The organism is Martinezella multihospitum (genome assembly GCF_900094585.1).
Lineage (GTDB): Bacteria > Pseudomonadota > Alphaproteobacteria > Rhizobiales > Rhizobiaceae > Rhizobium > Rhizobium multihospitium.
In genome coordinates, this window is the sequence record NZ_FMAG01000008.1 from 95,785 (window position 1) to 120,567 (window position 24,783).

The 24,783-nt window shown below is 59.7% G+C and carries 20 protein-coding genes; 12 read left to right on the forward strand and 8 right to left on the reverse strand.

Annotation, left to right across the window (positions count from 1 at the left end; translation table 11 throughout):
* Positions 1-200: 200 nt before the first annotated feature.
* From GA0061103_RS27165 to GA0061103_RS27175, 3 genes are all read left to right on the forward strand, one after another.
* A complete protein-coding gene (locus GA0061103_RS27165; protein WP_092716693.1) occupies positions 201-3,590 on the forward strand; it encodes a hybrid sensor histidine kinase/response regulator in 3,390 nt (1,129 codons plus the stop codon).
* Positions 3,583-4,506: a response regulator gene (locus GA0061103_RS27170; protein WP_092716694.1), complete on the forward strand. Its 924-nt coding sequence runs from the start codon at positions 3,583-3,585 to the stop codon at positions 4,504-4,506. The genes GA0061103_RS27165 and GA0061103_RS27170 overlap by 8 nt, the downstream gene beginning before the upstream one ends.
* A 158-nt stretch (positions 4,507-4,664) precedes the next feature.
* The gene (locus GA0061103_RS27175) at positions 4,665-5,462 is read left to right on the forward strand and encodes a creatininase family protein (RefSeq protein WP_092716696.1); all 798 of its coding nucleotides are present in this window, start codon (positions 4,665-4,667) and stop codon (positions 5,460-5,462) included.
* On the opposite strand, the gene GA0061103_RS27180 is transcribed toward GA0061103_RS27175, so the two are convergent.
* Positions 5,450-6,418, reverse strand: a complete 969-nt coding sequence (locus GA0061103_RS27180) for a LysR family transcriptional regulator (RefSeq protein WP_092716698.1) — start codon at positions 6,416-6,418, stop codon at positions 5,450-5,452. The genes GA0061103_RS27175 and GA0061103_RS27180 overlap by 13 nt on opposite strands.
* A 184-nt stretch (positions 6,419-6,602) precedes the next feature.
* Between GA0061103_RS27180 and GA0061103_RS27185 the strand changes: the two genes are divergently transcribed.
* The 6 genes from GA0061103_RS27185 (at position 6,603) to GA0061103_RS27210 (ending at position 12,752) form a co-directional block, all read left to right on the forward strand.
* Positions 6,603-7,619: an ABC transporter substrate-binding protein gene (locus tag GA0061103_RS27185; RefSeq protein WP_092716700.1), complete on the forward strand. Its 1,017-nt coding sequence runs from the start codon at positions 6,603-6,605 to the stop codon at positions 7,617-7,619.
* A 146-nt stretch (positions 7,620-7,765) separates the two neighbouring features.
* A complete protein-coding gene (locus GA0061103_RS27190; RefSeq protein ID WP_092716702.1) occupies positions 7,766-8,590 on the forward strand; it encodes an ABC transporter ATP-binding protein in 825 nt (274 codons plus the stop codon).
* Positions 8,590-9,450, forward strand: coding sequence for an ABC transporter permease (locus GA0061103_RS27195; protein ID WP_092716704.1), 861 nt, complete (start codon positions 8,590-8,592; stop codon positions 9,448-9,450). Before GA0061103_RS27190 ends, GA0061103_RS27195 begins: the two co-directional genes overlap by 1 nt.
* Positions 9,450-10,763: a cytosine deaminase gene (locus GA0061103_RS27200; protein WP_092716706.1), complete on the forward strand. Its 1,314-nt coding sequence runs from the start codon at positions 9,450-9,452 to the stop codon at positions 10,761-10,763. Before GA0061103_RS27195 ends, GA0061103_RS27200 begins: the two co-directional genes overlap by 1 nt.
* A gap of 1 nt (position 10,764) precedes the next feature.
* Entirely contained in the window at positions 10,765-12,174 is a 1,410-nt protein-coding gene (locus GA0061103_RS27205) for an FAD-binding oxidoreductase (RefSeq protein WP_092716707.1), read from the forward strand.
* Complete coding sequence (locus GA0061103_RS27210; RefSeq protein WP_092716709.1) at positions 12,171-12,752, forward strand: NAD(P)H-dependent oxidoreductase; 582 nt, start codon at positions 12,171-12,173, stop codon at positions 12,750-12,752. The genes GA0061103_RS27205 and GA0061103_RS27210 overlap by 4 nt, the downstream gene beginning before the upstream one ends.
* A gap of 372 nt (positions 12,753-13,124) precedes the next feature.
* On the opposite strand, the gene GA0061103_RS34835 is transcribed toward GA0061103_RS27210, so the two are convergent.
* The 5 genes from GA0061103_RS34835 to GA0061103_RS27235 form a co-directional block, all read right to left on the reverse strand.
* Entirely contained in the window at positions 13,125-13,427 is a 303-nt protein-coding gene (locus GA0061103_RS34835) for a hypothetical protein (RefSeq protein WP_113347362.1), read from the reverse strand.
* A gap of 189 nt (positions 13,428-13,616) precedes the next feature.
* On the reverse strand, positions 13,617-15,035 hold the full coding sequence (locus GA0061103_RS27220) for an LLM class flavin-dependent oxidoreductase (protein ID WP_092716711.1): 1,419 nt from the start codon (positions 15,033-15,035) through the stop codon (positions 13,617-13,619).
* 165 nt (positions 15,036-15,200) lie between these two features.
* A complete protein-coding gene (locus GA0061103_RS27225; RefSeq protein ID WP_245304881.1) occupies positions 15,201-16,091 on the reverse strand; it encodes a sensor domain-containing diguanylate cyclase in 891 nt (296 codons plus the stop codon).
* A 406-nt stretch (positions 16,092-16,497) separates the two neighbouring features.
* On the reverse strand, positions 16,498-17,028 hold the full coding sequence (locus GA0061103_RS27230) for a chromate transporter (RefSeq protein WP_092716715.1): 531 nt from the start codon (positions 17,026-17,028) through the stop codon (positions 16,498-16,500).
* The gene (locus GA0061103_RS27235; RefSeq protein WP_245304882.1) at positions 17,025-17,642 is read right to left on the reverse strand and encodes a chromate transporter; all 618 of its coding nucleotides are present in this window, start codon (positions 17,640-17,642) and stop codon (positions 17,025-17,027) included. Before GA0061103_RS27235 ends, GA0061103_RS27230 begins: the two co-directional genes overlap by 4 nt.
* Positions 17,643-17,696: 54 nt before the next feature.
* Between GA0061103_RS27235 and GA0061103_RS27240 the strand changes: the two genes are divergently transcribed.
* Positions 17,697-18,623, forward strand: coding sequence for a LysR family transcriptional regulator (locus GA0061103_RS27240; protein WP_092716716.1), 927 nt, complete (start codon positions 17,697-17,699; stop codon positions 18,621-18,623).
* A gap of 209 nt (positions 18,624-18,832) precedes the next feature.
* On the forward strand, positions 18,833-19,711 hold the full coding sequence (locus tag GA0061103_RS27245; protein WP_092717114.1) for a hypothetical protein: 879 nt from the start codon (positions 18,833-18,835) through the stop codon (positions 19,709-19,711).
* A gap of 64 nt (positions 19,712-19,775) precedes the next feature.
* Here GA0061103_RS27245 and GA0061103_RS27250 read toward each other — a convergent pair whose 3' ends face one another.
* Positions 19,776-20,516: an ROK family protein gene (locus tag GA0061103_RS27250; protein ID WP_167376659.1), complete on the reverse strand. Its 741-nt coding sequence runs from the start codon at positions 20,514-20,516 to the stop codon at positions 19,776-19,778.
* 40 nt (positions 20,517-20,556) lie between these two features.
* The gene (locus GA0061103_RS27255) at positions 20,557-22,977 is read right to left on the reverse strand and encodes a glucan 1,4-alpha-glucosidase (protein ID WP_092716718.1); all 2,421 of its coding nucleotides are present in this window, start codon (positions 22,975-22,977) and stop codon (positions 20,557-20,559) included.
* Between the two features lie 179 nt (positions 22,978-23,156).
* Here GA0061103_RS27255 and GA0061103_RS27260 point away from each other — a divergent pair, with 179 nt between their 5' ends.
* Positions 23,157-24,683, forward strand: coding sequence for an ABC transporter substrate-binding protein (locus GA0061103_RS27260; RefSeq protein WP_092716720.1), 1,527 nt, complete (start codon positions 23,157-23,159; stop codon positions 24,681-24,683).
* The last annotated feature ends 100 nt before the right edge of the window (positions 24,684-24,783 follow it).

Sequence of the window (24,783 nt, forward strand, 5' to 3'; positions counted from 1 at the left end):
CGGCCGGTAAACAAGGATTAACCGTTGCCTTCAGCGACTATCCGGCGCTCCTTCGGGAAACCACATACGTAAAATGACGTAGGCGCCGGGGCGAAATGTGCAGTTTTCGGCACCTTCATGCCCTTAAGCACGGTATCGATCCATGTTACGACATCTCTGAACTGCCGGAGTGACTATGGCGGGACTGCTGAAGGGTAAGCATGGCGGCGCGGCAACGCATCATTCCAGTAAGACGCGAATATAACCGCTGGGTCGCGAACCAGACGCTGGAAGACTACGCCCTGCGTTTCACCGCCAAGAGCGCGCGGCAATTTTCCTCGCAGCGCATCTCGCAAACGGCGATCGGCGCCATTTCCTTCCTGGCGCTGGAGGCGATCGGCGGCACGATCACGCTTTCCTACGGCACCACCAACGCATTCTACGCCATCATCGTCGCCAGCATCGTCATGCTGGCTGTGGGCTTGCCGATCAGCCGCTATGCCATTCGCCACGGCGTCGACATCGATCTTCTGACGCGCGGCGCGAGCTTCGGCTATATCGGATCGACCATTACCTCGCTGATCTATGCCAGCTTCACCTTCATGCTGTTTGCGATCGAGGCGTCGATCATGTCCGGGGCGCTGGAGCTGACGCTCGGCATACCGGTGTGGATCGGCTACATCGTCAGCGCCGTCATGGTGATCCCGCTCGTCACTCATGGCGTGCGGCTCATCAGCCGGTTCCAGCTGCTAACGCAGCCCTTCTGGATCGTTCTCAACATCCTGCCTTTCGTCTTCATCGCCTTTGCCGATTGGGGAAAATTCGATCTTTGGCGTGCTTTTGCCGGCATCCATCATCCCGCAAGCGCACCAGGCACCGCCGCCCCCTTCGATCTGATCGAGTTCGGCGCTGCATCCGCTGTCATCCTGGCGCTGATGTCGCAGATCGGCGAACAGGCCGACTTCCTGCGCTTCCTGCCGCCGGACGGCCACCGCAAATGGCGCCATCGCCTCGCCGTCTTCCTTGCCGGGCCGGGATGGGTCATCATCGGCGCACCGAAGCTGCTCGCCGGTTCCTTCCTCGTCGTTCTGACGCTGACCTCGGGCGTACCGGCCGATCACGCCGCCGATCCCGCGCAGATGTATCTGACCGCCTTCGGCTATATGATCCCCTGGCACAATGCCGCGCTGCTCTTGATGGCCGCCTTCGTCATGATCTCGCAGCTGAAGATCAATGTCATGAATGCCTATGCCGGCTCGCTCGCCTGGTCGAATTTCTTTTCGCGGCTGACGCACAGCCATCCAGGCCGGGTAATCTGGCTGGTCTTCAATGTCGCCATTGCGCTATTGCTGATGGAACTTGGCATCTACCGGCTGCTGGAGGAGACGCTCGGCATCTTCTCGATCATCGCCATGGCCTGGCTCTGTACCGTCTCCGCCGATCTCTTCGTCAACAAGCCGCTGGGGCTCGCACCACCCGGCATCGAATTCAAGCGCGCGCATCTCTATGACATCAACCCCGTTGGCCTCGGCGCGATGGCATTGTCAGCAACCATCGCCCTGATGGCGCATTTCGGCGCCTTCGGCTCGGTTGCAGCGTCGCTTGCACCCTACATCACCCTGATCGTCGCGTTCATCGCGTCGCCTGCCATCGCCTGGGTCACCCAGGGCAAATATTATCTCGCCCGCAAGCCGCGCCAAAGCTGGAAAAACCTCAGCACCATCACCTGTTCGGTCTGCGAGCACCCGTTCGAGCCGGAGGACATGGCCTGGTGCCCGGCCTATGCCGCGCCGATCTGCTCGCTCTGCTGTTCGCTCGATAGCCGCTGCCACGACATGTGCAAGCCCAAGGCTCGGCTCAATACCCAGGTCGCCACCGTCGCAAAGACCTTGCTGCCGGAAAGCATCGTCGCGAAGCTGGCCACGCGCCTCGGCCGCTATGGTATTGCCGTTGCCCTGGCATTGACCGCCATGGGTGCAATCCTCGCGATGATCGCACATCAGGTCGGCGGCGCCTCGCCCGAGACAGCATCCGTGGTCGACCGTACTATTCTGATCGTCTTCTTCGTCTTTGCCGTCATCGCCGGTGTGGCCTGCTGGTTCTACGTGCTTGCCCATGACAGCCGCGTGGTCGCCGAGGAGGAATCCTCGCGCCAGAACACGCTACTCTTGAAGGAAATCGCCGCGCACAAGAAGACGGATGCCGCTCTGCAGGGCGCCAAGGAGGCGGCAGAGGCGGCAAACCGCGCCAAGAGCCGCTACGTCGTGGGCCTCAGCCACGAATTGCGCACGCCGCTCAACGCCGTGCTCGGCTATGCGCAGATCTTGGAGCGTGACGAGACCATTCCCGCCCCCAGGCAATCTTCCCTGAAGGTCATCCGCCGCAGTGCCGAGCATCTTTCCGGCCTGATCGACGGACTGCTCGATATTTCGAAGATCGAGGCCGGCCGCCTGCAGGTCTATTCCAACGAGATCAATATCCAGGATTTTCTCGACCAGATCGCCGACATGTTTCAGCCTCAGGCACAGGCCAAGGGGCTGAGCTTCATCCATGAGCGTTCCGCTGCCCTGCCCGATTATGTCCGCACAGACGAGAAGCGGCTGCGGCAGATCCTGGTCAACTTGCTTTCCAACGCCATCAAATTCACCGACGCGGGCAGCGTCCGCTTCGAGATCGGCTATCGCAATCAGGTGGCGACCTTCATCGTTTCGGATACCGGCCGGGGCATCGCCGAAAAGGACCTCACCCGCATCTACGAGCCCTTCCAGCGCGGCGAGGCCGATAGCGTCAGGCCCATGCCCGGCCTCGGCCTCGGCCTGACCATCACGCGTCTGCTCACAAATACGCTCGGTGGCGAGGTCTCCGTCACCAGTGAGAAGGACAAGGGCTCGACCTTCCGGGTGCGCCTAATGCTGTCGGCCGTCATCCGCCCCATGAAACCGCCGGCACAGGAGCAGCGGATTACAGGCTATGAAGGACCACGGCGCACGCTCGTCGTCGTCGACGATAACGAAGATCACCGCGAGCTGATGCGCGAGATCCTGTCGCCCCTCGATTTCATCGTGCTCACCGCCGCCGGCGGCCCGGACTGCCTGGCGCTGATCGAGGGTATCAAGCCGGATCTTTTCCTGGTCGATATCTCTATGCCCGGCATGAACGGCTGGCAGCTTGTCTCGCGTCTTCGGGAAAATGGTCAGACAGCGCCGATCCTGATGCTGTCGGCCAATATCGGCGATGCCGCTGCTGCCGCCGACAGCGACGACAGCCATAACGACGCCATCTCCAAACCAGTCGACATCCGCCAGCTTCGCGACAAGCTTGCCCTGCATCTCGGACTGAAATGGACTTATGCCGACGCCTCCGCCCCGATCGTGATTAAGCCGCCACCACCTTTGAAGAGCCCCGGAATAGAGCATGTTCGGGAACTGATGCGCCTCGGTGAAATCGGCTATGTCAGAGGCATCGAGGCAAAGCTTGCAGATCTCGCCAAGCTTGACGAAAACAAACCCTTCACCGATGCCTTGCGTGCGCATGTCCAGGCCTTCGATCTCGACGGCTTTCTGAATGTGCTGCGTAGCTTCGACACCGAAAAGGTAGAACAGATTGGTTGAGCCCGCCCTTCCCCGCGACATAGTCTTGCTGGTGGACGATTCACCCGAGGCGCTCGGCTTCCTCACCGATGCGCTCGAGCAATCCGGATTCTCGGTATTGATCGCTACCTCCGGATCGGCGGCGCTCAACATCGTCGAGCGCATCACCCCTGATCTTATCCTGCTCGATGCCGTCATGCCGTCGCTGGACGGCTTCGAGACCTGCCGCCGGTTGAAGGCCAATGCGGGTATTGCCCAGATTCCCGTCGTCTTCATGACCGGGCTCACCGAAACCGAACATGTGGTGCATGCGCTCGAATCCGGTGGCGTCGATTATCTGACCAAGCCGATCAATGTCGACGAGCTGCGTGCGCGCATCCGCGTTCACCTGCGCAATGCCCGCTCCGCCCAGAGCGCCAGAGTGGCGCTTGATGCAGCGGGACGCCATCTCCTGGCAGCCAAGGGCAACGGCGCCATCCATTGGTCGACGCCGCAGGCAACCCGGTTGATCAACGCCGCCACCGGCAGCGACGACGGTCTGGAACTGGCATCGAAACATATCGCCGCCTTCATGCTCGAACGCGAACGGCTCGGCCCGGCACGCGACAATCTTCTGTCGATCAGCAATGGCCGCCAGGCCGCGTTGCAATTCACCTTCCTCGGCGCCATCGGCGCCGACGAGTATCTCTTTCGCCTGACGGCCAGCAATCAGAGCGCCGATGACGAGACCTTGCGTCAGAGCTTTGCGCTGACGCAGCGCGAATCCGAAGTGCTGCTCTGGCTTGCCAAGGGCAAGTCGAACCGCGACATCGGCGAGATCCTCGGCCTTTCGGCCCGCACGGTGAACAAGCATCTGGAACAGATCTATGTGAAGCTCGGCGTCGAAAACCGTGCATCTGCGGCAGTGAAGGCCGCGCATGTCCTGCATAGGCCCTAGTTGTCAGACCGGAAGATCAATAACTGAGGCGCAGGTCCGGCGGCTTCGCCTTGTGCGTACGCAAAAAGGCAGCGGCACGGCCGCAAATTGATGCTTTCCACCGCTATCATCCTTGCCGTATCCGTTGGGAAATACGGCGCTGACGAGAGGACACGGCAATGGCGAAGCCCTTCTATTGGAATGAACTCAACACCTATGATTTCGCCGATCTTTCACCCGACACCACCATCGCGATCCTGCCGATCGCCTCGACGGAGCAGCATGGCCCGCACCTGCCGATCGCAACCGATGTCGCGATCGCAGAAGGCATGCTGGCAGAACTGAAAGTCCAGCGCCCCGACGATCTCGATTTCCTCGTGCTGCCGCTGCAGGAGATCGGCAAGGCCAATGAGCACGTCTATGGCCCCGGCACGCTGTCGCTCAGCGCGGAGCTTTTGATCCCGGCCTGGACAGCGATCGGCGCAAAGGTAGCTGAGGCGGGCCTGCGCAAGATGGTGATCGTCAACTCGCATGGCGGCAATCTCGATATCATGGGTATTGTCGCACGCGAACTGCGCGTCCGATATCAGATGGCCGTCGTTGCCACCCAATGGACCCGTTTCGGTACGCCTGACGGCATGATCGATGAGCACGAACAGCGCTTCGGCATCCATGGCGGCGATGTCGAAACCTCGCTCATGCTCCATTTCCGACCGGAACTCGTGCGCATGGACAAGGCTGAGAACTTCGCTTCCAAAGCCGAGTGGATGAAGGAACATTCCAAATATCTGCAGCCGCTGCCGCCGCATTCGCTCGCCTGGATCGCTCATGATCTCAATCCGAACGGCGTCGTCGGCAATGCCGCCAACGGTACGGCGGAGAAGGGCGCGCTCATTTGCCACCATGAGGTCGAGGGCTTCATCGAAATGCTGCGCGATCTCCGCGACTATCCGCTTGCCAATCTCTATTCGAAATAAGCGTCGGAGCGGCGACGTTCCGAAGGCGGAAGGATGTGCCCTTTCGCCTGCAGCTCCTCGACCATGCCGGCGAGCTCGGCGAGCAGATATTCGACGAAAAGGCTGGTCGCGGCATCGAGCGGTGCCCGCGTGCGGGCAAACAGCTTCATCGGCTGAGACCGCGAATGCGGTTCGGCGATCGGCCGGAAGACCAGTTCGCCGCGCCGACATTCGGTAATGACATCAAGCGGATTAAGCAGCGTCAGTCCCGCCCCGCATTTCACCAGTTGCTTCAGCATTTCCGATGCATTGCTCTCCAGCACCGGCTCAACCTGCACCGAAAGCCGCGCCAGCGTCAGGTTTATGACTTCGCGCAGACTCGTGCCGGGTTGGGCCAGCAACAGCCGCTCCTCTACAACATCAGCCAGGTTGATCGGCCCCGGCCCGATCAAGGGATGGCCGGGCGGCAGTACGACGCCGATCGGGATGTCGAAATTGCCGAGTGAGCGCAGTCCGGGCGTCGCTGGTATGTTGAAACCGAGACCGATATCGACTTCGCCCGAAAGCACCGGCGCCATCGTTGTCGAACCGGAATCGTTGCGAAGCTGAATGAAGACGCGCGGATGCTCGGAAAGAAATCGGGCGATGATCTCCGGCAACGGCCCTGATGCCAGGCCGACCGTCGCCACGATGCGGACCTTGCCGGCCTGCTGCATCTTCAGACTACGAATGCGACCCTCCAGCCGTTCGTAGTTCTTCAGGACCTCGCGGATGTGCTCGATGCAGAGTTCGCCCGCTGCCGTCAGCCGCAGCCCGCGCGGCAGGCGCTCAAAGAGTGGCGCGCCCATTTCCTCTTCCAGCGCCAAGATCTGCCGGTTGATCGCCGACGAAGCCACGTTGAGCCGCGCTGCCGCCTTGCGGATCGACCCGCAGCGGGCGATTTCATTGATGTAGAGAAGCCGTCTTGAGTGCAGCATGCGAGTTCCCATTGCTTAATTTTTGCCCAGGCCGCACAATTTAGGCACAGACCTGGAAACAGATGCCGAAAAGGCATCAATGCGCACGAATTTTGATGCTTTTCAAAGCGCAAGGCAACCGCTCAAATGCAGGAAATGGGCGCCAACAACGACGTCCCATGGCAGATAAAGGGAACAGTCAGCCATGTATAAAGCATTGAAGACACAAGCATTCTTCGCCGCTATCGGCCTCGCTGCCGCGATCATGGCCGCCGAGCCCGCAAATGCGCTCGATAAAGTCACCTATGGCACCAACTGGCTTGCTCAGGCCGAGCACGGCGGCTTCTATCAGGCGGTCGCCGATGGCACCTACAAAAAATATGGCCTTGACGTCACCATCGTACAGGGTGGCCCCAACGCGGCCAATTCGGCATTGCTGATCTCCGGTAAGCTAGATTTCTACATGGGCGGTCCGCAGCAGGAGATCGATGCGGTCAAGCAGGGCATTCCGATCGTCGATGTCGCGGCCATCTTCCAGAAGGACCCACAGGTCCTCATCGCCCACCCGGATGCAGGCGTCGAAAAATTCGAGGATCTTGCCAAGCTGCCGACGTTGTTTCTGAGCAAGGACGGCTACATCACCTATTTCGAATGGATGAAGGCGAACTTCCCGGGCTTCAAGGACGAACAGTTCAAGCCGTACAATTTCAGCCCGGCGCCATTCCTGGCAGACAAGCAGTCCGCACAGCAGGGCTACGTGACCTCGGAACCCTATGAGATCGAGAAGCAGGCCGGCTGGAAGCCGAAAGTCTTCCTGATCGCCGACGCCGGCTATTCGCCCTATTCGACGATGATCACGGCGCAGAAAGCGCTGGTCGACAAGAACCCCGATCTCGTGCAGCGCTTTGTCAGCGCCTCGATCGAGGGCTGGTACAATTATCTCTACGGCGACAACAAGGCGGCCAACGAACTGATCAAGAAGGACAATCCCGATATGACGGATGGCCAGATCGCTTATTCCATTGCCAAGATGAAGGAATATGGCATCGTCGAGTCCGGCGATGCGCTCGATAAAGGCATCGGCTGCATCACCGAAGCCCACTACAAGAAGTTCTTCGACGAGATGGTACAGATCAAGCTCTTCGACGCTGACATCGACTATAAGAAGGCCTTCGACACACAGTTCGTCTGCAAGGGCGTTGGAATGTCGCTGAAGAAGTAAGCCCTAGCACCTCCCCCTTGAGGGGGAGGTCGCCGCAACGCGGCGGGTGGGGTGATGTTCTCGGATTTGCAAAAGATCACCCCACCCCGGAGCTTCGCTCCGACCCTCCCCCTCAAGGGGAGGGTGGATCCACAAAGAGCCGAACAATGACATTATCGGAAACCATTGCGACAAATCGAACGGAAGCCCGCAAGCGGCCGCTCGTCGTCATGGAACAGGTCTCCAAGGTCTTCTCCAATGGCACGCTGGCGCTATCGGGCATGTCGATCAACGTCGAAAGCGGCGAGTTCATCAGCTTGCTCGGCCCTTCCGGTTGCGGCAAGTCGACGGCGTTGCGCATCATCGCGGGCCTTGGCCGTGCTTCGGGCGGCAGGATCGATTGGCCCAGTTCGCGCATCAACGCCAAGGGCCTGCCGGAGGGCGATATCAGCTTCGTCTTCCAGGAGCCGACATTGCTTCCCTGGAAGACTGTGTTTGGCAATGTCCATCTGCCGCTGAAACTGCGAGGCGTGTCGAAAGCAGCGGCGCACGATCAGATCATGGAGACGCTGGCAACGGTCGGTCTCCAGGATTTCGCCCAAGCCTACCCGCGCGAATTGTCCGGTGGCATGAAAATGCGGGTGTCAATTGCCCGCGCGCTGGTGACGAAGCCAAAGCTGCTCTTAATGGACGAGCCCTTTGCCGCGCTTGACGAGATCACCCGCCAGAAGCTCAATGACGACGTGCTGCGCCTTTGGCAGACGACGGGCATCACCGTGATCTTCGTCACGCATTCGGTCTACGAATCCGCCTATCTTTCCAACCGCATCGTCGTCATGAAGGCACGGCCGGGCCGCGTCCACACCGACTTTCCATTGGAAACCAGCGGCGAGCGCGATCCGCTTTATCGCTCATCGGAAGAGTACCGGCAGGTTTGCGAAAAAGTATCCCGTTCCCTGATCGAAGCCATTGGCTGGCCGGAGGCCCATTGATGAGCGAAAGCACCAGCCTGTCCGCCGATCTTTCCACCAGCCCCTCCGAAGCTGCGCCGGCAATCGGGAAGAGAAGCGCCGAACGCCTCCTTGGCGTTACCGTGCCGCTCCTGACCGTCGTCGTCCTGGTTGCCCTTTGGCAGCTTCTCGTCGTCGGCACCGGCATTCCGCAATATATCCTGCCGAGCCCGATCGCCGTCGCCAAAGCGCTGGTATCCGACTGGGGCATTCTCTGGCCGGCACTCTGGGTGACCACGCAGATCACCTTCATATCGCTAGTCCTGGCGCTGATCGGCGGCGTCGGCTTTGCCATCTTTCTCGTGCAATCGCGCTGGATCGAACTCGCCTTCTATCCGCTGGCCGTCATCCTGCAGGTGACGCCGATCGTCGCAATCGCACCGCTGATCCTGATCTATGCGCCGACGCGCGAAGCGGCGCTCTTGATCTGCGGCTTCCTCGTCGCCTTCTTCCCGATCCTGTCCAATATGGTGCAGGGGTTGAAGAGTGTTGATCACAATCTCCTTAATCTCTTCGATCTCTACGGCGCCTCGCGCTGGCAGTCCTTGCTGCATTTGAAGCTGCCCGCCGCCCAGCCTTATTTCATGACCGGGCTCCGGATCGGCGGCGGCTTGTCGCTGATCGCCTCTGTCGTCGCCGAGTTTGCCGCCGGCTCCGGCGGTCCCAATTCCGGCCTCGCATTCCGCCTGCTGGAAGCCCAATATCGCCAAAACATGCCGCGCCTGTTTGCGGCACTCCTGCTTCTGTCGGCGCTCGGCGTCGCTATCTTCGCCTTCACCTCCTTCATCTCATGGCTGAGCCTGCATCGCTGGCATGAGAGCAGCCTCAAGCGGGAGAACTGATGTCCCACGCCTTCATGTCACCACCGAATGCCGCCCGCTTCGTGCTGAGCAATGCCACCGTTCCCGCCGTGACGCTCTCGGGCTTCAAGGCGCCTTCCAGCGAGGGGCTGGTCAAGGCCGATATCGTCGTTGCCGATGGTCTCGTCAGCGATATCCGTGCGCCCGGCACCGCGCCAGTCGAATATGCCAGGGTCGACATGCGCGACGGCATGGTCTGGCCGACCTTCGCCGACATGCACACCCATCTCGACAAGGGCCATATATGGGAACGGCGCTCCAACCCGGACGGCAGCTTCATGGGCGCGCTCGATGCCGTGCGCACCGACCGCGAGGCCAACTGGTCGGCCGATGATGTGCGCAAGCGCATGGAATTTTCGCTGCGCTCGGCCTACGCCCACGGCACCGGCCTGATTCGCACCCATCTCGATTCATTGGCGCCGCAGCACCGCATTTCTTTCGAGGTCTTCACCTCCGTCCGTGAAGCGTGGAAAGATAAGATCGCGCTGCAGGCGGTCGCCCTCTTCCCGCTCGACAGCATGGCGGACGATGCCTTCTTCGCGGATCTGTTAAGAGTCGTGCGTGACGCGGGTGGCCTGATGGGCGGCGTCACGCAGATGAATCCAGATATCGATGCGCAGCTCGACAAGCTGATCCGCGCCGCCGCCGACAATGGCCTCGACATCGATCTGCATGTCGACGAGACCGAGGATCAAGAAGTTCTGACGCTGAAGGCGATTGCCGAGGCCGTGCTTCGCAATGGCTTCACCGGCAAGATCACCGCCGGCCATTGCTGCTCGCTTGCCCGGCAGGATGAAGACGTTGCCCGTGCCACCATCGAGCTCGTCGCCAAGGCCGGGATCTCCGTCGTCTCGCTGCCGATGTGCAACATGTATCTGCAGGACCGCCATCCCGGCCGAACGCCACGCTGGCGCGGCGTCACCCTGCTGCACGAGCTTGCCGCCGCCGGCGTGCCGACAGCGGTTGCCTCCGACAATACCCGCGACCCCTTCTACGCCTATGGCGATCTCGATCCGGTCGAAGTGTTCCGCGAGGCCGTGCGCATCCTGCATCTCGACCACCCGCTGGATACGGCTGCAAGGGTCGTCACCACCTCGCCCGCAGCCATTCTCGGCCGTCCTGATATCGGGCGTATCGCCGTCGGCAGCCCGGCCGACCTCGTCCTCTTCAGCGCGAGGCGCTGGAGCGAATTCCTCTCCCGTCCGCAGTCAGACCGCGTCGTCCTTCGCAAGGGCAAGGTAATCGACCGCAGCCTGCCGGACTATCGTGAACTCGACAGCGTTATTGGAGCCTGACATGCCGGATTATCAGCGCATCAAAAAAGAACTCGAAGGCATCGCTATCGAAGACAATCCGGCGCTCGTGCGCCAGAAGAGTCGCGATTTCTATTGGTATTCGCCAATCCTGAAGGCCCAGCTCGACAATGTCACAGCCGATCTCGTCGTAACGCCGAAGACCGAGGAAGAGGTGATCCGCATCCTGAAGGTCGCCTATGCGCATGACGTCCCCGTCACGCCGCGCGGCGCCGGCACCGGCAATTACGGTCAGGCCATGCCGCTTTCCGGCGGCATCGTGCTTAACCTCGCCGCCATGAACAAGGTCAAGGAAATCCACACTGGCCGTGTCATCTGCGAGCCCGGCATCGTCATCGCCGAGCTCGATCGGCAGACCAAAGCCCATTCGGGCCAGGAACTCCGCTTCCATCCCTCGACCGCGCAGACGGCGACCATAGGCGGCTTCATTGCCGGCGGTTCGGGCGGCGTCGGCTCTATCACTTGGGGCGGCCTGCGCGATCTCGGCAATATCCTGCGGCTGCGTGTCGTGACAATGGAAGCAGAACCCCGCACTCTCGATCTCACCGGCTGGGATCTGACCAAAGTCAGCCACGCCTATGGTACCAACGGCATCATCACCGAGATCGAAATGCCGCTGGCGCCGGCCTATGACTGGGTCGACGTGCTGGTCGGCTATGACGATTTCATGGATGCCGTGCGCTTCTCGGACGCGCTCGCCAAATGCAACGGCATTCTGGTCAAGGAAATCGCGCCGATCGCAGCCCCCATTCCGTACGAATATTTCAGCCGCCACAAGCCCTATATCCGAGAGGGTCAGTCGATCGTAGCGCTGATGATCGCACCGCATTCGATAGGCCCATTCGTCGCCTTCACCGCGCAGCAGAAGGGCGAGATCACTTTCCGCTCCGACAAGGTGGAGAGCATGAAGGGCATCCCGCATGCCTATGAGCTCGCCTGGAACCACACGACGCTGCGCGCCATCAAGGTCGATCCGTCGATCACCTATCTGCAGGTGCAGTATCCGGGGCCGGATCACGTTGCCAAGGTCCAGAAGATGGTCGAAATCTTCGGCGACGAGGTGCCCGGCCATCTCGAATTCATCAAGTTCGATGGGCAGATCCAATGTTCCGGACTGCCACTTGTGCGCTATACCTCCGAGGCGCGGCTTGAGGAGATCATCAAGATCCACCAGGATCACGGCTGCCCGATCTTCAATCCGCATCGCTATACGCTGGAGGAAGGCGGCATGAAGCAGACCGATGCCGTCCAGCTTGCCTTCAAGAAGGAAACCGACCCGAAGGGCCTGCTCAATCCCGGCAAGATGATCGCCTGGGACGATCCGAACTTCGACTTCAAATCCGGAAAGAACTACCTCTTTCCCGGCCTTGCCGCGCTGATGGAGGCCTCATGAAGGTTCTCGTCCTTCATTCCCATCCGGTCGAAGAAAGTTTCGGCGGCGCGCTGCATCGCCAGACCGTCGAGAGCCTGAAACGTGCGGGGCATGAGGTCGACGACTGCAACCTTTATGCCGAGGGTTTCGACCCGGTGCTCTCACGCCATGATCGGCTGATCTATCATGACTATCCGGACAATACCGAGACGCTCAAACCCTATGTCGAACGGCTGGAACGCACCGAGGCGCTTGTGATCGTCACTCCGGTCTGGAACTTCGGCTTTCCGGCCATTCTCAAGGGCTATTTCGATCGGGTCTGGCTTCCGGGCGTTTCCTTCGAACTCGTCAACGGCAAGGTGCGCTCAAAGCTGCAGCATATCCGCAAGCTCGGCGCCGTGCTGACCTATGGCGCCGACCCGTTCCGCGCCTTCATTGCTGGCAACCCGCCAAAGAAGATCGTCAAGCGTGTGCTGCGCGCCCAGATCAAGCCTTTCGCCCCGGTCGTCTTCCTCGCCCATTACGACATGAACCGCTCGACGGAAGGTTCCCGCAGCCAGTTTCTGACAAAGGTCGGCCGCGAGATGGAGCGATTTTAAAAGCGGCTTTTTCTAGTGGCCCGAATGACCACGACTGTCCAACGGTCAACTCCTCCATTTCGGAGCGAAACCATCGTTCAGCGACACATCACGAAGCGGACCGCCCGAGTGCCGGCCGATATTCCCCAGCCAAAGAGACACGCAAATTCGCTCGTTGTTCCGGCTCGCGGCGAACTTCGATCCGCCTGTGCGTTTGGGGAAATGACGGATCGCATTCCCCCAAACCGCTTCAATGATCATCGAAAGCTTAAGAGCAACTCCCGGAAAAGCGGAGGAGCTCCAAAGCATGTCGCGCAAAGGTGCTCAGCGGTTTTGCGTCAGCGACATAAGCAAAATCAATAGCTTAGTGAATCTGAAAGATCGCGACGCGCTTTAATTGTTCAAAGCGCCGCCGATAATGGCGCCAAGTGCGAAGGCCGCGGCAGGATACCAAAGACCATCGCTGTGACGACGATAGCCCGGGCGGCGATCGTGGTAACCTCTGTAGCCGTGATAGTAACCCGAACGGTCCTTGCCCCGATATGGTCCCCATCCAGGGCGTCCCGGTCCCCGCGGCGGCATCTTGCGATGAACTTCGTCGGGACGATCGCGATGATGACGGGGCCATTCCTGCGCATTGGCAAAGGGCGCTGCCAGCGTTACAGCAGCCATGGCGAGAACAAAGATCTTTTTCATTGGGCTTCCTTCCTTTTCATCAGGAAACCTTAGTAATCTTAAGGTGAACAGAACGTTAACGCATTACTACCTTAAATAGCTGATTGCACGGAATATCTCCGCGATCCATCCGGCTCGTCGGCCCTGAGAGCATCGTCAAAGTGGGCCGAATATGCGCATGCTTCAACCGAAACGGTGATATGGCAAAACCTAGACGCCGGCCGACTGGCGCAACGGTGTGGCCACTTCCGCATCCCGACGCTTAACTGCCTCGATATCGCGATAGGCATTGGCCGGATGGGTCGCCGGCAGATAAGGTCCCTCGCCGAAGAGCTTTTCGCGCAGGGTGCCCGGACGATAGGCGGTCGGATACACCCCGCGTTTCTGCAGTTCCGGAACGAGCAGATCGACCGCCGCCTCGAAGCTGTCTGGTGTCACCGCATAAGCGAGGTTGAAGCCATCGATGTCTGTCTCTTCGACCCATTCCTGCAGGATGTCGGCGATAGTCGAGGGTGAGCCGACAAAGACCGGCCCGGTGCCGCCGATCCCACCCCATTTGGCGAGCTCCTCGACCGTCCAGACTCGGTCTTTGCCGCCGAAATGCTCGATCATCGAGACGATGGCATTGGTCTCGACCTTCTTCAATTCGTCGGTCGGCGCATATTGGCCGAAGTCGATGCCGCTCCAGCCGGACATGAATACGAGCGAGCCGTCATAGGACGCGTAGCTCTGATACTCCTCGAAAAGCTGCTGGGCCTTTGCGTCGGTCTCCGCGATGATCAGCGTCGTGAGGTTATAGATCAGCATCTTCCGCGGATCGCGGCCAGCCGCCGCAGCCCTCTGCCTGATATCGGCGACGTAGGCGCGCAGCAGGTTTTTCGTCGGAGCCGCGACGAATACGCATTCGGCATGGCCGGCAGCAAAGGCCTTGCCAGGCCCGGATGCACCTGCCTGATAAAGCACCGGCGTCCGCTGCGGCGACGGCTCACAGAGATGGTAGCCCGGAACGTCGAAATACTTGCCCTTGTGGCCGATCTCGTGAACCTTGGTGGGATCGGTGAAAATGCCGCGCTCGGCATCGCGCAGCACGGCGCCCTCCTCCCAGCTTCCTTCGAAAAGCTTGTAGAGAACCTCCACATATTCAGCGGCGATCTCATAACGGTTGTCATGGGTCTTCAAGCCACCTTGACTGATGTTCTTGGCGCCACTCTCGAGATAGGAGGTCACGATATTCCAGCCGATACGGCCCTTGGTGTGGTGATCGGCGGTCGCGAGCCGACGAGCAAACGTATAGGGATGCTCGAAGGACGTGGAGGCGGTTATTCCTATGCCGAGATGTTCGGTCGCAAGCGCGATCGGCGCCGCAAGCTGGATCGGATCATTGACCGGTATCTGCGCGGCCTGCTCGATCGCATGATAGTTCGAGCCCTTGTAGACATCGTAGTAGCCGATGACGTCGGCGATGAATATGCCGTCGAAAATGCCGCGTTCCAGCGTCCGCGCCAGATCCTGCCAATAGTCCAAATCCTTGTATTTCCACGACTTGTCGCGCGGATGCCTCCATAGCCCGGGAGACTGATGCGCGACGCAATTCATGTCGAACGCGTTGAATCGAATATACCTTGTCATGTCAGCTCCGGACGAATTAGACCGGCGCTCAAGCTAGGGGTGGCAATGCTATTCGAAAAGTAATTGCATAATGTCTATATACTCTATGGAGAAATATTTTTCTCCGCCGCTCGCCGGCAAATCGCTATTCGATGCTTGGATTGGCGAGCGATTGGCAGGCTCGATCTAAAGAGCAGCGTTGTATGCAGACCATGTCGGTGGCGCAATCCGGAAGCCATTCTTCCCCGACGACTTCGCTTCGTACAAGCCACGATCCGCTTTCGCAAATATGTCCTTGGACGAATGGCCGGGCACGATTATCGCCGCGCCAACGGAGGTTGCGATGCGAATGGTCTTCGCCGGCGTGGAGACGGTCCAGTTCAATCCCCTGACAACACGATCGGCAATTTTTGCAAGATGCTCGATCGAGAGGCATTCGTGGATGACGGCAAACTCGTCACCGCCAATTCGCGCCACCATGTTGGCCTTGGGGACCGCGCGCGAAAGCCTGCGCCCTGCCGCTTTGAGACAATCATCCCCCGCCTGATGCCCGAGAGTATCGTTCACGGATTTGAAGCCGTCGAGATCCACCAGCAGGAGCGCTCTGCCGGTGCGGCCCTCGGCTGCACATATTTCGTTGAAGAACGTTTCAAATCTGGTGCGGGACGTCAGCCCGGTGAGCATATCATATTCGGCCAGTTGACGAAGCTGCTCGACCATCGTCTTCTCGGCGGTGACATCCTGTTTCATCCCGAAAATTCTGGTCGCAGCTCCGTTCGCGAACTCGACACAGGCGGTTATTCTGATCCACCGATGATTACCCCTTGCAGTAATGATCTGCGCATCCAGGCTGAAGCCCTCGCCGGTGCGAATTGCTTTCTCGCGCACCTCATCGAGACGTCTTCTCGTTTCCGGGGTATAAAGTTTAAGGATCTCCTCCCTCGTCAGCGGCGTTTGCGGCGCGAGATCAAAGAGCTCATAGACCATATCCGTCCAGCTGAGCGTCTGGTCGGGGAGGCTGCATTCCCATACCCCAATGCGAGCTGCCTTGAACGATCGATCAAACAATTCACGCAAATGCAGGAACTCGCGGGAGCCGATTGCCTGTGGATCGAGTATCGCATTTCCATCGCAAGACACTGGAGGCCCTCACCAGCTGATCGAAAGACTATCCCGGCTTTATTGCCGGCAATCTTTCCCGGTGGAATATTGCATGGATTGTTTGCATTTTGGTTTCTAAAAACACGAGCGCTGCGATTATTGCCGATATCAACAGCCCTCCTTTGCGACCGAGCCACTGAAGACGGGTTATTTCAAGCGGCAGACGTGTTGGCGAATGCATGAAGCAACCGACGGGCGCAGCTCGACGATGAGCTTCATCGGCCGTCAGCCAGTCGAATGGCCGCAGCGTGCCTTACGCGAAAATGAGTCTCGGCAGTCAGAACGGGTATTTATCCCAAATCCGATACGAGCGACTTCCTGCTCATACCTGGCCGATGCCACTCAGCCCGATCAACGCGCCAACGCCCAGAACCACGAGCGGATGAACGCGCGTCGTCGAAAGAACAAGTGCGCCGGCTGCCGCTATGGCCGCCAGAATCCAGCCCTGAGTTGATGCCTCGGTGATGACGGCCGCGCTGGCGGTGACGAGCCCGGCGGTCATCGGCACCAGCCCGGCCTGGACGATCCTTCGCCACGGCCTGTCCTTGAAGCGGTTCCAGAGATGGAGCACCAGATAGGTCAGTACCGAAGAAGGCCCAAACTTTGCCACCGAAGTCACCAGCACTCCAGCCCATCCTGCAACATGCCAGCCGACCAGAGGCACGACCATCAGGTTCGGGCCGGGAGCTGCCTGCGCCAACGCGAACAGCGCACCGAATTGCTGCGCCGTCATCCAATGCTGCACGTCGACGACCTGCCGGTGCATTTCCGGGAGGATGGAATTGCCGCCGCCGAAGGCCAGCAGCGAAAGCTGGGTGAAGATGATTGCGAGAGCGAGCAGGGTCGAGGTCATGGTTCAAGCTTCCAGGTGGCGATAATGCTGAGAGGTGCCAGAACCAGCATGGTCGGCAGCAGGGGCAATCCGACGATGGCGATGGCAGCAAAGCAAATGGCGGCAATGACCAAGGCGACAGGCCTGCGGCGCAACGGCAGGACGATCTTGACGGCCATCGAGATCAACAGACCGGCTGCGGCCGCGGCAAGACCGGCAAACATGTGCTGGATGCGCGGATCGCTGTTGAACTGATCGTAAATGACGCCGAGACCGATGACGATCGCCGTCGGCGCGACAATCAGGCCGAGAAGAGCTGAAAAAGCGCCCGCCACGCCCTGAAATTTCGAGCCGATCGCAACCGACATATTGATGATATTACCGCCTGGCAGGAACTGACAGAGCCCGAGGAGCTCGGTGAATTCCTCCCCGGTCAGCCACCTGCGATCCTCGACCACCATGCGGCGCGCGAGCGGCAAGACCCCGCCGAAACCGATGAGGCCGAGCTTGAAAAAACCGAAGAAGAGTTCGGCGACGGTTGGCTCTTCGCGTTGAACGGTGCTGTGAGGGGAAATGGCGTCCATATCTTGGCCTATGTGCTTCATGTCGAACAAGACGGCAAAATAGGCTTTCATCGACCATGCGTCCAATATATGGATTAATGAGTATCCATATATTTGAGATATGCCATGATCGAGCTTCGACATCTTCGCTATGCCGTAACCGTCGCCGACGAGGGCCATATGACCCGCGCTGCGGAAAGGCTCGGCATCCAGCAGCCGCCGCTCAGCCAGCAGATAGCCAAGCTGGAGGCGACCGTCGGAGCCTCGCTCTTCAGGCGTCTGCCGAGAGGCGTCGAGCTGACGGATGCCGGGCAGACCTTCGTGGAGAGGGCAAGGACTATCCTGCATGAGGTCGATCTTGCAATAGAGGCAACGAGACGCAATGCCCGCGGAGAGGAGGGAAGCCTCGCCATCGGCTTTACCAGTTCGGCTGCATTTCATCCTCTCGTCACCTCGGCCGTCCGCTCGCTTGGCGAGATGTCACCGGATATTGCGCTAAAGCTTGAGGAAGCCAGTACGCCCGATCTGATCGCCATGCTGCATTCCGGGCTTCTGGATGTCGCGTTCGTGCGCTCTCCCGTTGCACAGTCGAGCGGGCTGATAATTTCCCGAATTCTCGATGAAGAAATGCTGGTCGCTCTTCCCGATCGTCATCCGATCGCGATAGCGAAGGGCGAAAAGCCTCGACCCATTCGATTGTCAGAACTCGCGAACGAAGCCTTCATCCTCTACCGGCGCCCATCAGGCCCCGGACTATATGACGGCATCATAGCCGCCTGCCTTGCCGCGGGTTTCAGCCCGAAAATACGGCATGAAGCTCCCCGATTGCTGTCAACGCTCAGCCTGGTTGCCGCCGGGCTCGGAATTTCGATCATTCCAGGATCGATTGCCCGGCTGGAGACGAACGGCATCGCCTATCTGAGGCTTGCCCCTCACACCAACCTCATAGCGCCCCTTTATCTCGCGCAGCGCGATGAACAACCAAGTGGCGCGCTTCGGCTGTTTGCCGACATCGTCCATCGGGAGAAAGTGTCGTTGAAATACAGCCCATGAGCCGGCTATCCCATTCGCGAGCAAAGATTGGGCAGCGCGTACGCAATGCGCGAACTTCGCGCCATGTTCTCGAGCTGGAAGAATCGCTGATGCTGAAATGGCAATAAAATCGGGTTGCACCGAAAACAAAACGAATGCGATATGCCGCGCGTAACCCTGTCGTTGTGAATGCCTTCAACTCTGCCTATTTGAACCATGAGGACACCGGAATGAATTCGATGCGGCGCGGCATTCTTGCGTTCTTCGGCAGTCTCATTGCGGATAGACCGTCTCCCAGCTGGGCTTCGAGCCAACCATCGGCGTTTGCAGCCTCCCGTTCCAGCTATAAACCGCGTCATGTGCTCTGCTTTCTCGGCGAAGAGAATGGCCTTGCGGCGCTCCTGCAGAATGCCCGTGCCGCCATCGCTCAATTCGGCGATGGTTTCACCGCCGATGAAGACGGTTCGCAGAATGAGCCGGACGACCGCATGGTCCGTTCGTTCAATATCTGCTGGGACCGTGTGAACCCCGATGCCTATCAGGAGGCAGACGAAGATGCCGTCGCCACGCATGGATCCGTCCTTTATGTGCTCAGCCCGCCCATGACGGCCGAAACAGCCGTTGCGACATCGGCGAAGGCCCTGATGTTCGTGCAATACATGTTCGATCGCGGGGCGATCGCCGCAAAGGGCGAGACCGCAGGCGTGGCCCACGGCGTACGGCGATGGAAAGAGCTCTCCGAGCAGGCGCGTAGCGCATCGGATTCCCGTGATTTGCTGGCACTTGCCAAAACCTGCCGCCTCGCCTTTGCGCGCCGGCCCATCGGCGACGATGCCGAGGGCATGGCAAGCGTCGGGAATCATCTGGTCGGATTGCCCGACATACTCGTTACCTTTATCCGGAAGGACGATCAGCAGCCGTCGACCAATGATGAGCAGCTTGCTATCGCCGCCTTGATTGACGAGATCGGCGATCAAATGGCACGGGAGGGTGTTGACGCGGCAGTAGCGGCTCGTCACGCCACCCTATCCGACGACACCCGCTATGACGAAGATGAGTATAAGTTCAATCCGTTCGGGGTCGTGACCATTCGCGACAAGAAACTCTGATGGCAGCCGCTCCGTCAATGTGACAGTAGCGGCGCCTCATTCAAGACAGAGGGATACAAGCAGCCTAGAAGCTTAGCGTTGCGTCCTTCCAGAGACGAAATCCCCCAAGGAAGGCATTTTCGTTCTCGCCGACACGGCAACCGGGCGGCAGTTCCTTGAGCTTTTCGGCATTGCCGCCGCCGATGACGATTTCATGCGGCAACAACGCTGCCCGCAACCTTTCCACGATCTCCTCGACCGACTGGCGCCATTTTTTCTTGCCGTATTTTTCAAGTCCGCGTTCGCCGATAAAATCTTCGAAAGTGTCGCGCTTCTTGTAGGGCAGGTGGGCGAGTTCCATGGGCAGGCAGACATGATTGGCGATCATAGCTGAACCCAGCCCGGTGCCGAGGCCGATAAACAGCATGTTGCCGTTCTTATAGTTGCCGATTGCCTGCATCACGGCGTCATTGACGAGCCTGACCGGCTTTCCGAAGGCGGAAGAAAAATCGAAATCCTGCCAGCCAGGTCCGAGATTGTGCGGCTCCGCGGCCGGTCTGTTGTTCGAAACCGGACCTGGATATCCCATGCCGATAACGTCGTATTGCCAATCGCTCGTTAGCTTCTTGACGGCCTGAACCATCTCCTTTGCCGACATGGCTGGACCGGAGGCAGCCGCTCGGCGCTCACCGCCGGAACTGAGACGCATCTTTACATGCGAACCGCCGAGATCGATCGCCAAAACGACGAGATCCTCCGTCGCAGCCGGGGCCGCGGTTTTCTTCGATTTTGTGCTTGCTTTGCGGCTCTCTGTTACCTGGCTCATCTTCGTCCACACCCTCCATCCGTGACCGGCACTATTCATGCTATGGCGTTTCAACGACCGAGACGGAGAAATTCTCTCCCTCCCAATGGTCGGTGTCTGGCCAGTAAAAGGTAAAGGCAATCACTGTGCCCTTGGGCAAGCGCTCGCTTGCAAGCTCCGCAACGTTGATACCGAAGCCATTTTGGCGGGTTTCGGTATCGTTGACGCTTGCCCAACCGTCGAAGCTCCAGCGAATGATCGCCCGCGCCATGACCTCGACCCGCAGACGCTTGCCGACGGAAAGCTGCAACAGCTTGTTGTTGAAACGCCATAGCACGAAGGGTGCCGTAACCTTGTTTTTCACATAACGCTCGACGCCCTGCGGCGGCATGTCGAAAACGGCCTCGTCTCTCAGCGAGCGCAAGAGCTTGATATGTTCGGCATGAGCCCAGACGAGCGGCATGGCGCTGCCGGAAGGTTTCCCGAGGATAAGGCCCAGCTCCGGGACATCGGGCTGGTCCCATACCTGTTCGGGCAGCAAACCGCCTTCCCCCGCGGACTGCTCGAGCGTCTTGAGCAACTCCAGAGCGACGTCCGGTCGGCCGGCGGCAAGCTCATAATGGGCTCGTTCACCCGCAAACAGCGGCCACGGGCGCCCAATGCCGGTGCCATCGAATGGCCCGCCGTCTTCGTGCTCGCCGTAGCCGTCACCCGTATAGCGATACCATAGCCGGCCCTGCGGCAGGTCGCATTTGAGCTGTGCATCGATAACCCTGACGGTGTCGAGGATGCGGGGATCGTCGGCGGCACGCAATCCGAAGCGCACCAGTGCCAAAGCATCGGGACTCACGACGCGGGCGGTCGGCAAAAAGGATTCGGCAGGCGGCCGGTTCTTGATCGGCACGAAGCCTTCGGCCGGCGAGGTCCCATCGGCTATTTCCGGAGGCGCAATGCGGACATAGTAGCCCTTGACCCCAAGGCCCGCGCTTTCCGTATCGCTGCTGACATAGGTCCAGCGCTCGATCTGGTCATTCCAGGCATCGGCGGTCTGCCGCAAGTAGTCCGCATTGTGCGTTTGCCCGGCAATTTCCAGAATGTCGGCGGCGGCCAGCAGGGCGGCGATCTCAACCGCCAAGGTGAAGGGGGAAAAGCCGCCATCCTCTTCCCAACGGTCCTCACCGGTGACGGGACCGTTGATGACCACATAGCGCGCTGCCCGTTCGACCATCGGCACGTAGGATAAAAGCTGTTCGCCCGTTAACACCCCTTCGCGACGCAGCGCATCGGCAAGCAGGATCGGGAAGGCGCATTCATCCATCTGTATCCCGGTCCAGTAAGGCTCGCCGTCCAGCCAGCAATTCTGCGGCCAATGCCCGTCCTCTTCCTGGATGACGCGTAGATAGGCCAGAATTCGCAGCGCATCCTGTGAGGCGCCTGCAGCCAGGAAGCCGCCGGCGGTCTCGACCAGATCGCGCGGCCAGACCAGGTGATAGCCGCCGAGATCCTCGTCTCCCTTGGCAAAGCCCCAAGGAATGGAGAGAGAAGCAACAGCCGGCCCCTCGAAAGAAAGAGGCCGGTGCGTTGCCAGAACGGCTGTCGATATCCGATAGCGATTGAGCTCGGGCGGCGGTGCCTTCGGTTCGTCGAGGGCCAGCAACCCGTCTTGCCAGGTCCGCCAGTCGGAGACATAGCTGCGCTCCGCATCCTCATAGCCAGCCTGCAAGCTGGCAAGGGCATTGTAGCCGGCTTCCTGGGCGTGACTTCCAAAACCGAGCGATACGATGACGGTGTCGCTGCCGCCAGTGAGATCGATCTCACCGGTCAGTGCGACGTTGCCATCGGCGGCACGCGCAAGGGACGTGTCCAATTGCGCCGCCTTGCGCAACTGCTGCCATCCGTCGGAATTGCCGACATAGCCGGCAGATGCTGTCTTCCAGCCGCCGCTGACGGCGAGTGCGAGCGAGACGCCGCCTGTGCCCGTCGCAAAAAGCATCGGCGTGCCCTTATAATCTCCTACCCAGCCCGTGTTACCGTAACCGGCATTGACCAGATGCGGAGCGGCAAGCAGATAGAGACGATAATCGTGGATCGTTCCCTCCAGCGGCTCAAATGATATCCGCTGCAGCAAGCTGCTGCGCATCGGGTCGACGATGATGCGCTTGATGATCCGGTAACGACCGTCGATTGCCGTATTGATCAACCGGTACGCCGGAACGCCGTCCTCGACCGTCGCAACGACACTCTCCGTATCGCGCTTTTCATCCGAAAAATAACCATCGGGACCTGTGACGATCAATCCGATGTCGCGGGTACAGGCGCTGTCGACGCGGGGATAGTAGACTTCGTTCAGGATGCCATGACTGAGTGTGAACCAGATGCGGCAGGCTGGCGAAAGCGCTGTGCCAATTCCACTCTTTGCGCTGGACGTCCAGCGAGGCTCGATACCGTTCACGTTGGAGCCGGAAGCATCGTAAGGCGCCATGCACTATCTCCTCTATCGCTGCAATCTGCTCCGACCAAAGTGTTTCGGCAAGACTGAACCTGATCGCATTCGAGGTGATGCATCCTTGTTTTCACCACCATTGACAGCCCCCATACGTCCTGTATTCTTTTATAAAATTGCATATAACATAATTGTGGAACATAAACGGGAGAATATGGATGAAGCTCAGAGTCGGATTCCTGATTGCGGCTGCCCTGATTGCAGCCCCGTCGCTGCTGATGGCCCAGGAAAAAGGCGGCGTCATTAACGTCGCGACGATCGGCGAGCCGCCGACGCTCGATCCGATGACCTCCACGGCCGATCTGGTCGGTATCGTCACGCAGCACATCTTCGAAACGCTCTACACCTTCGACAAGGGCTGGAATGTCACGCCGCTGCTTGCCGAAAGCCTGCCCGAGATCAGTGCCGACGGCAAAACCTACACGATCAAGCTCAGGACCGGCATCAAGTTCCACGATGACAGCGTCATGACGTCCAACGACGTGGTGGCCTCGCTCAACCGCTGGATCAAGCTGGCATCACGCGGCAAGCAGGCAGGCGGCTTCATTGAATCGATTACCGCCCAGGACCCGGCGACCGTCGTCATCAAGCTGAAGCAGCCCTACGCCCCCCTCACCTCGTTGCTCGCCTTCAACAACTCCGCCGCCATCATCATTCCGGCCAGCAAACAGGCCGATACGATGACCGACTTCATCGGCACGGGTCCCTATAAGCTGAAAGAGCGCAAGCCCGACCAGTATATCCAGCTGGTGCGTTTCGACGGCTACAAATCGCGCGATGGCGAAAGCAACGGTTACGGCGGCGCTCGGCATCAGTATCTCGACGAAATCCGCTTCGTTCCTGTTCCCGACGCCAATACCCGCGTCGAGGCGGCTATTTCCGGCCAGTACGACTATATCGACAGTCTTCCGGTCGAATCCTTCGACAAGCTGAAGTCCTCCTCGGCGACCCAGCCGCTGCTCCTGAAGCCGTTCGGCTATCCGGTCTTCGTCTTCAATACCGCCGACGGCATCACGAAGAATGTCGCGATCCGCAAGGCAATCCGTCAGGCGCTGAGCATGGAAGATATGCTGGCAGCAGCCTTCGGCAGCACGAATTTCTATACGGTAGACGGCAACATGTATCCCGCCCCCTATACCTGGAGCACGGATGCCGGCGTCAAGGGCAACTACAACGTCGCCGATCCTGAAGGGGCTGCCGCTGCCGCCAAGGCCGCGGGCTATAAGGGCGAACCGATCCGCATCCTGACCAGCCGCCAGTACGAATTCCATTACAAGATGGCGCAGGTCGCGGCCGAATATCTGAAGCAGGCGGGCTTCCAGGTCGACCTTCAGGTGGTCGACTGGGCAACGCTCACGCAGCGCCGCACGGACAAGGCGCTCTGGGACATCTATATCAGCCACAGTCCCTTCCTGCCGGAACCGGCGCTGATCGGCACGCTGTCGCCAAGCTCGCCCGGCTGGTGGAGCACGCCGACGAGCAAGGCGGCAATCGACGCGTTCAACACCGAGGTCGATCCCAAGAAGCGCATCGAGCTTTGGGCGAACGTCCAGAAAACGATGTATGACGAAGCCCCAATGATGAAGATCGGAGATTTCAACGCCGTTGCGGCGATCTCCACCAAGCTTCAAGGCGTCGACCCCGCGCCATGGCCCTACTTCTGGAACGCATCGATCAAGAAATAAGCCTCCCAAGGCGCTCGGGCGCCGGTCATGGCCGGCGCCCGTTACCGATCCTGTCCTTTTGCGAACCTAGAGCTATTCCAGGAAAAGCGCGCAGCGGTTT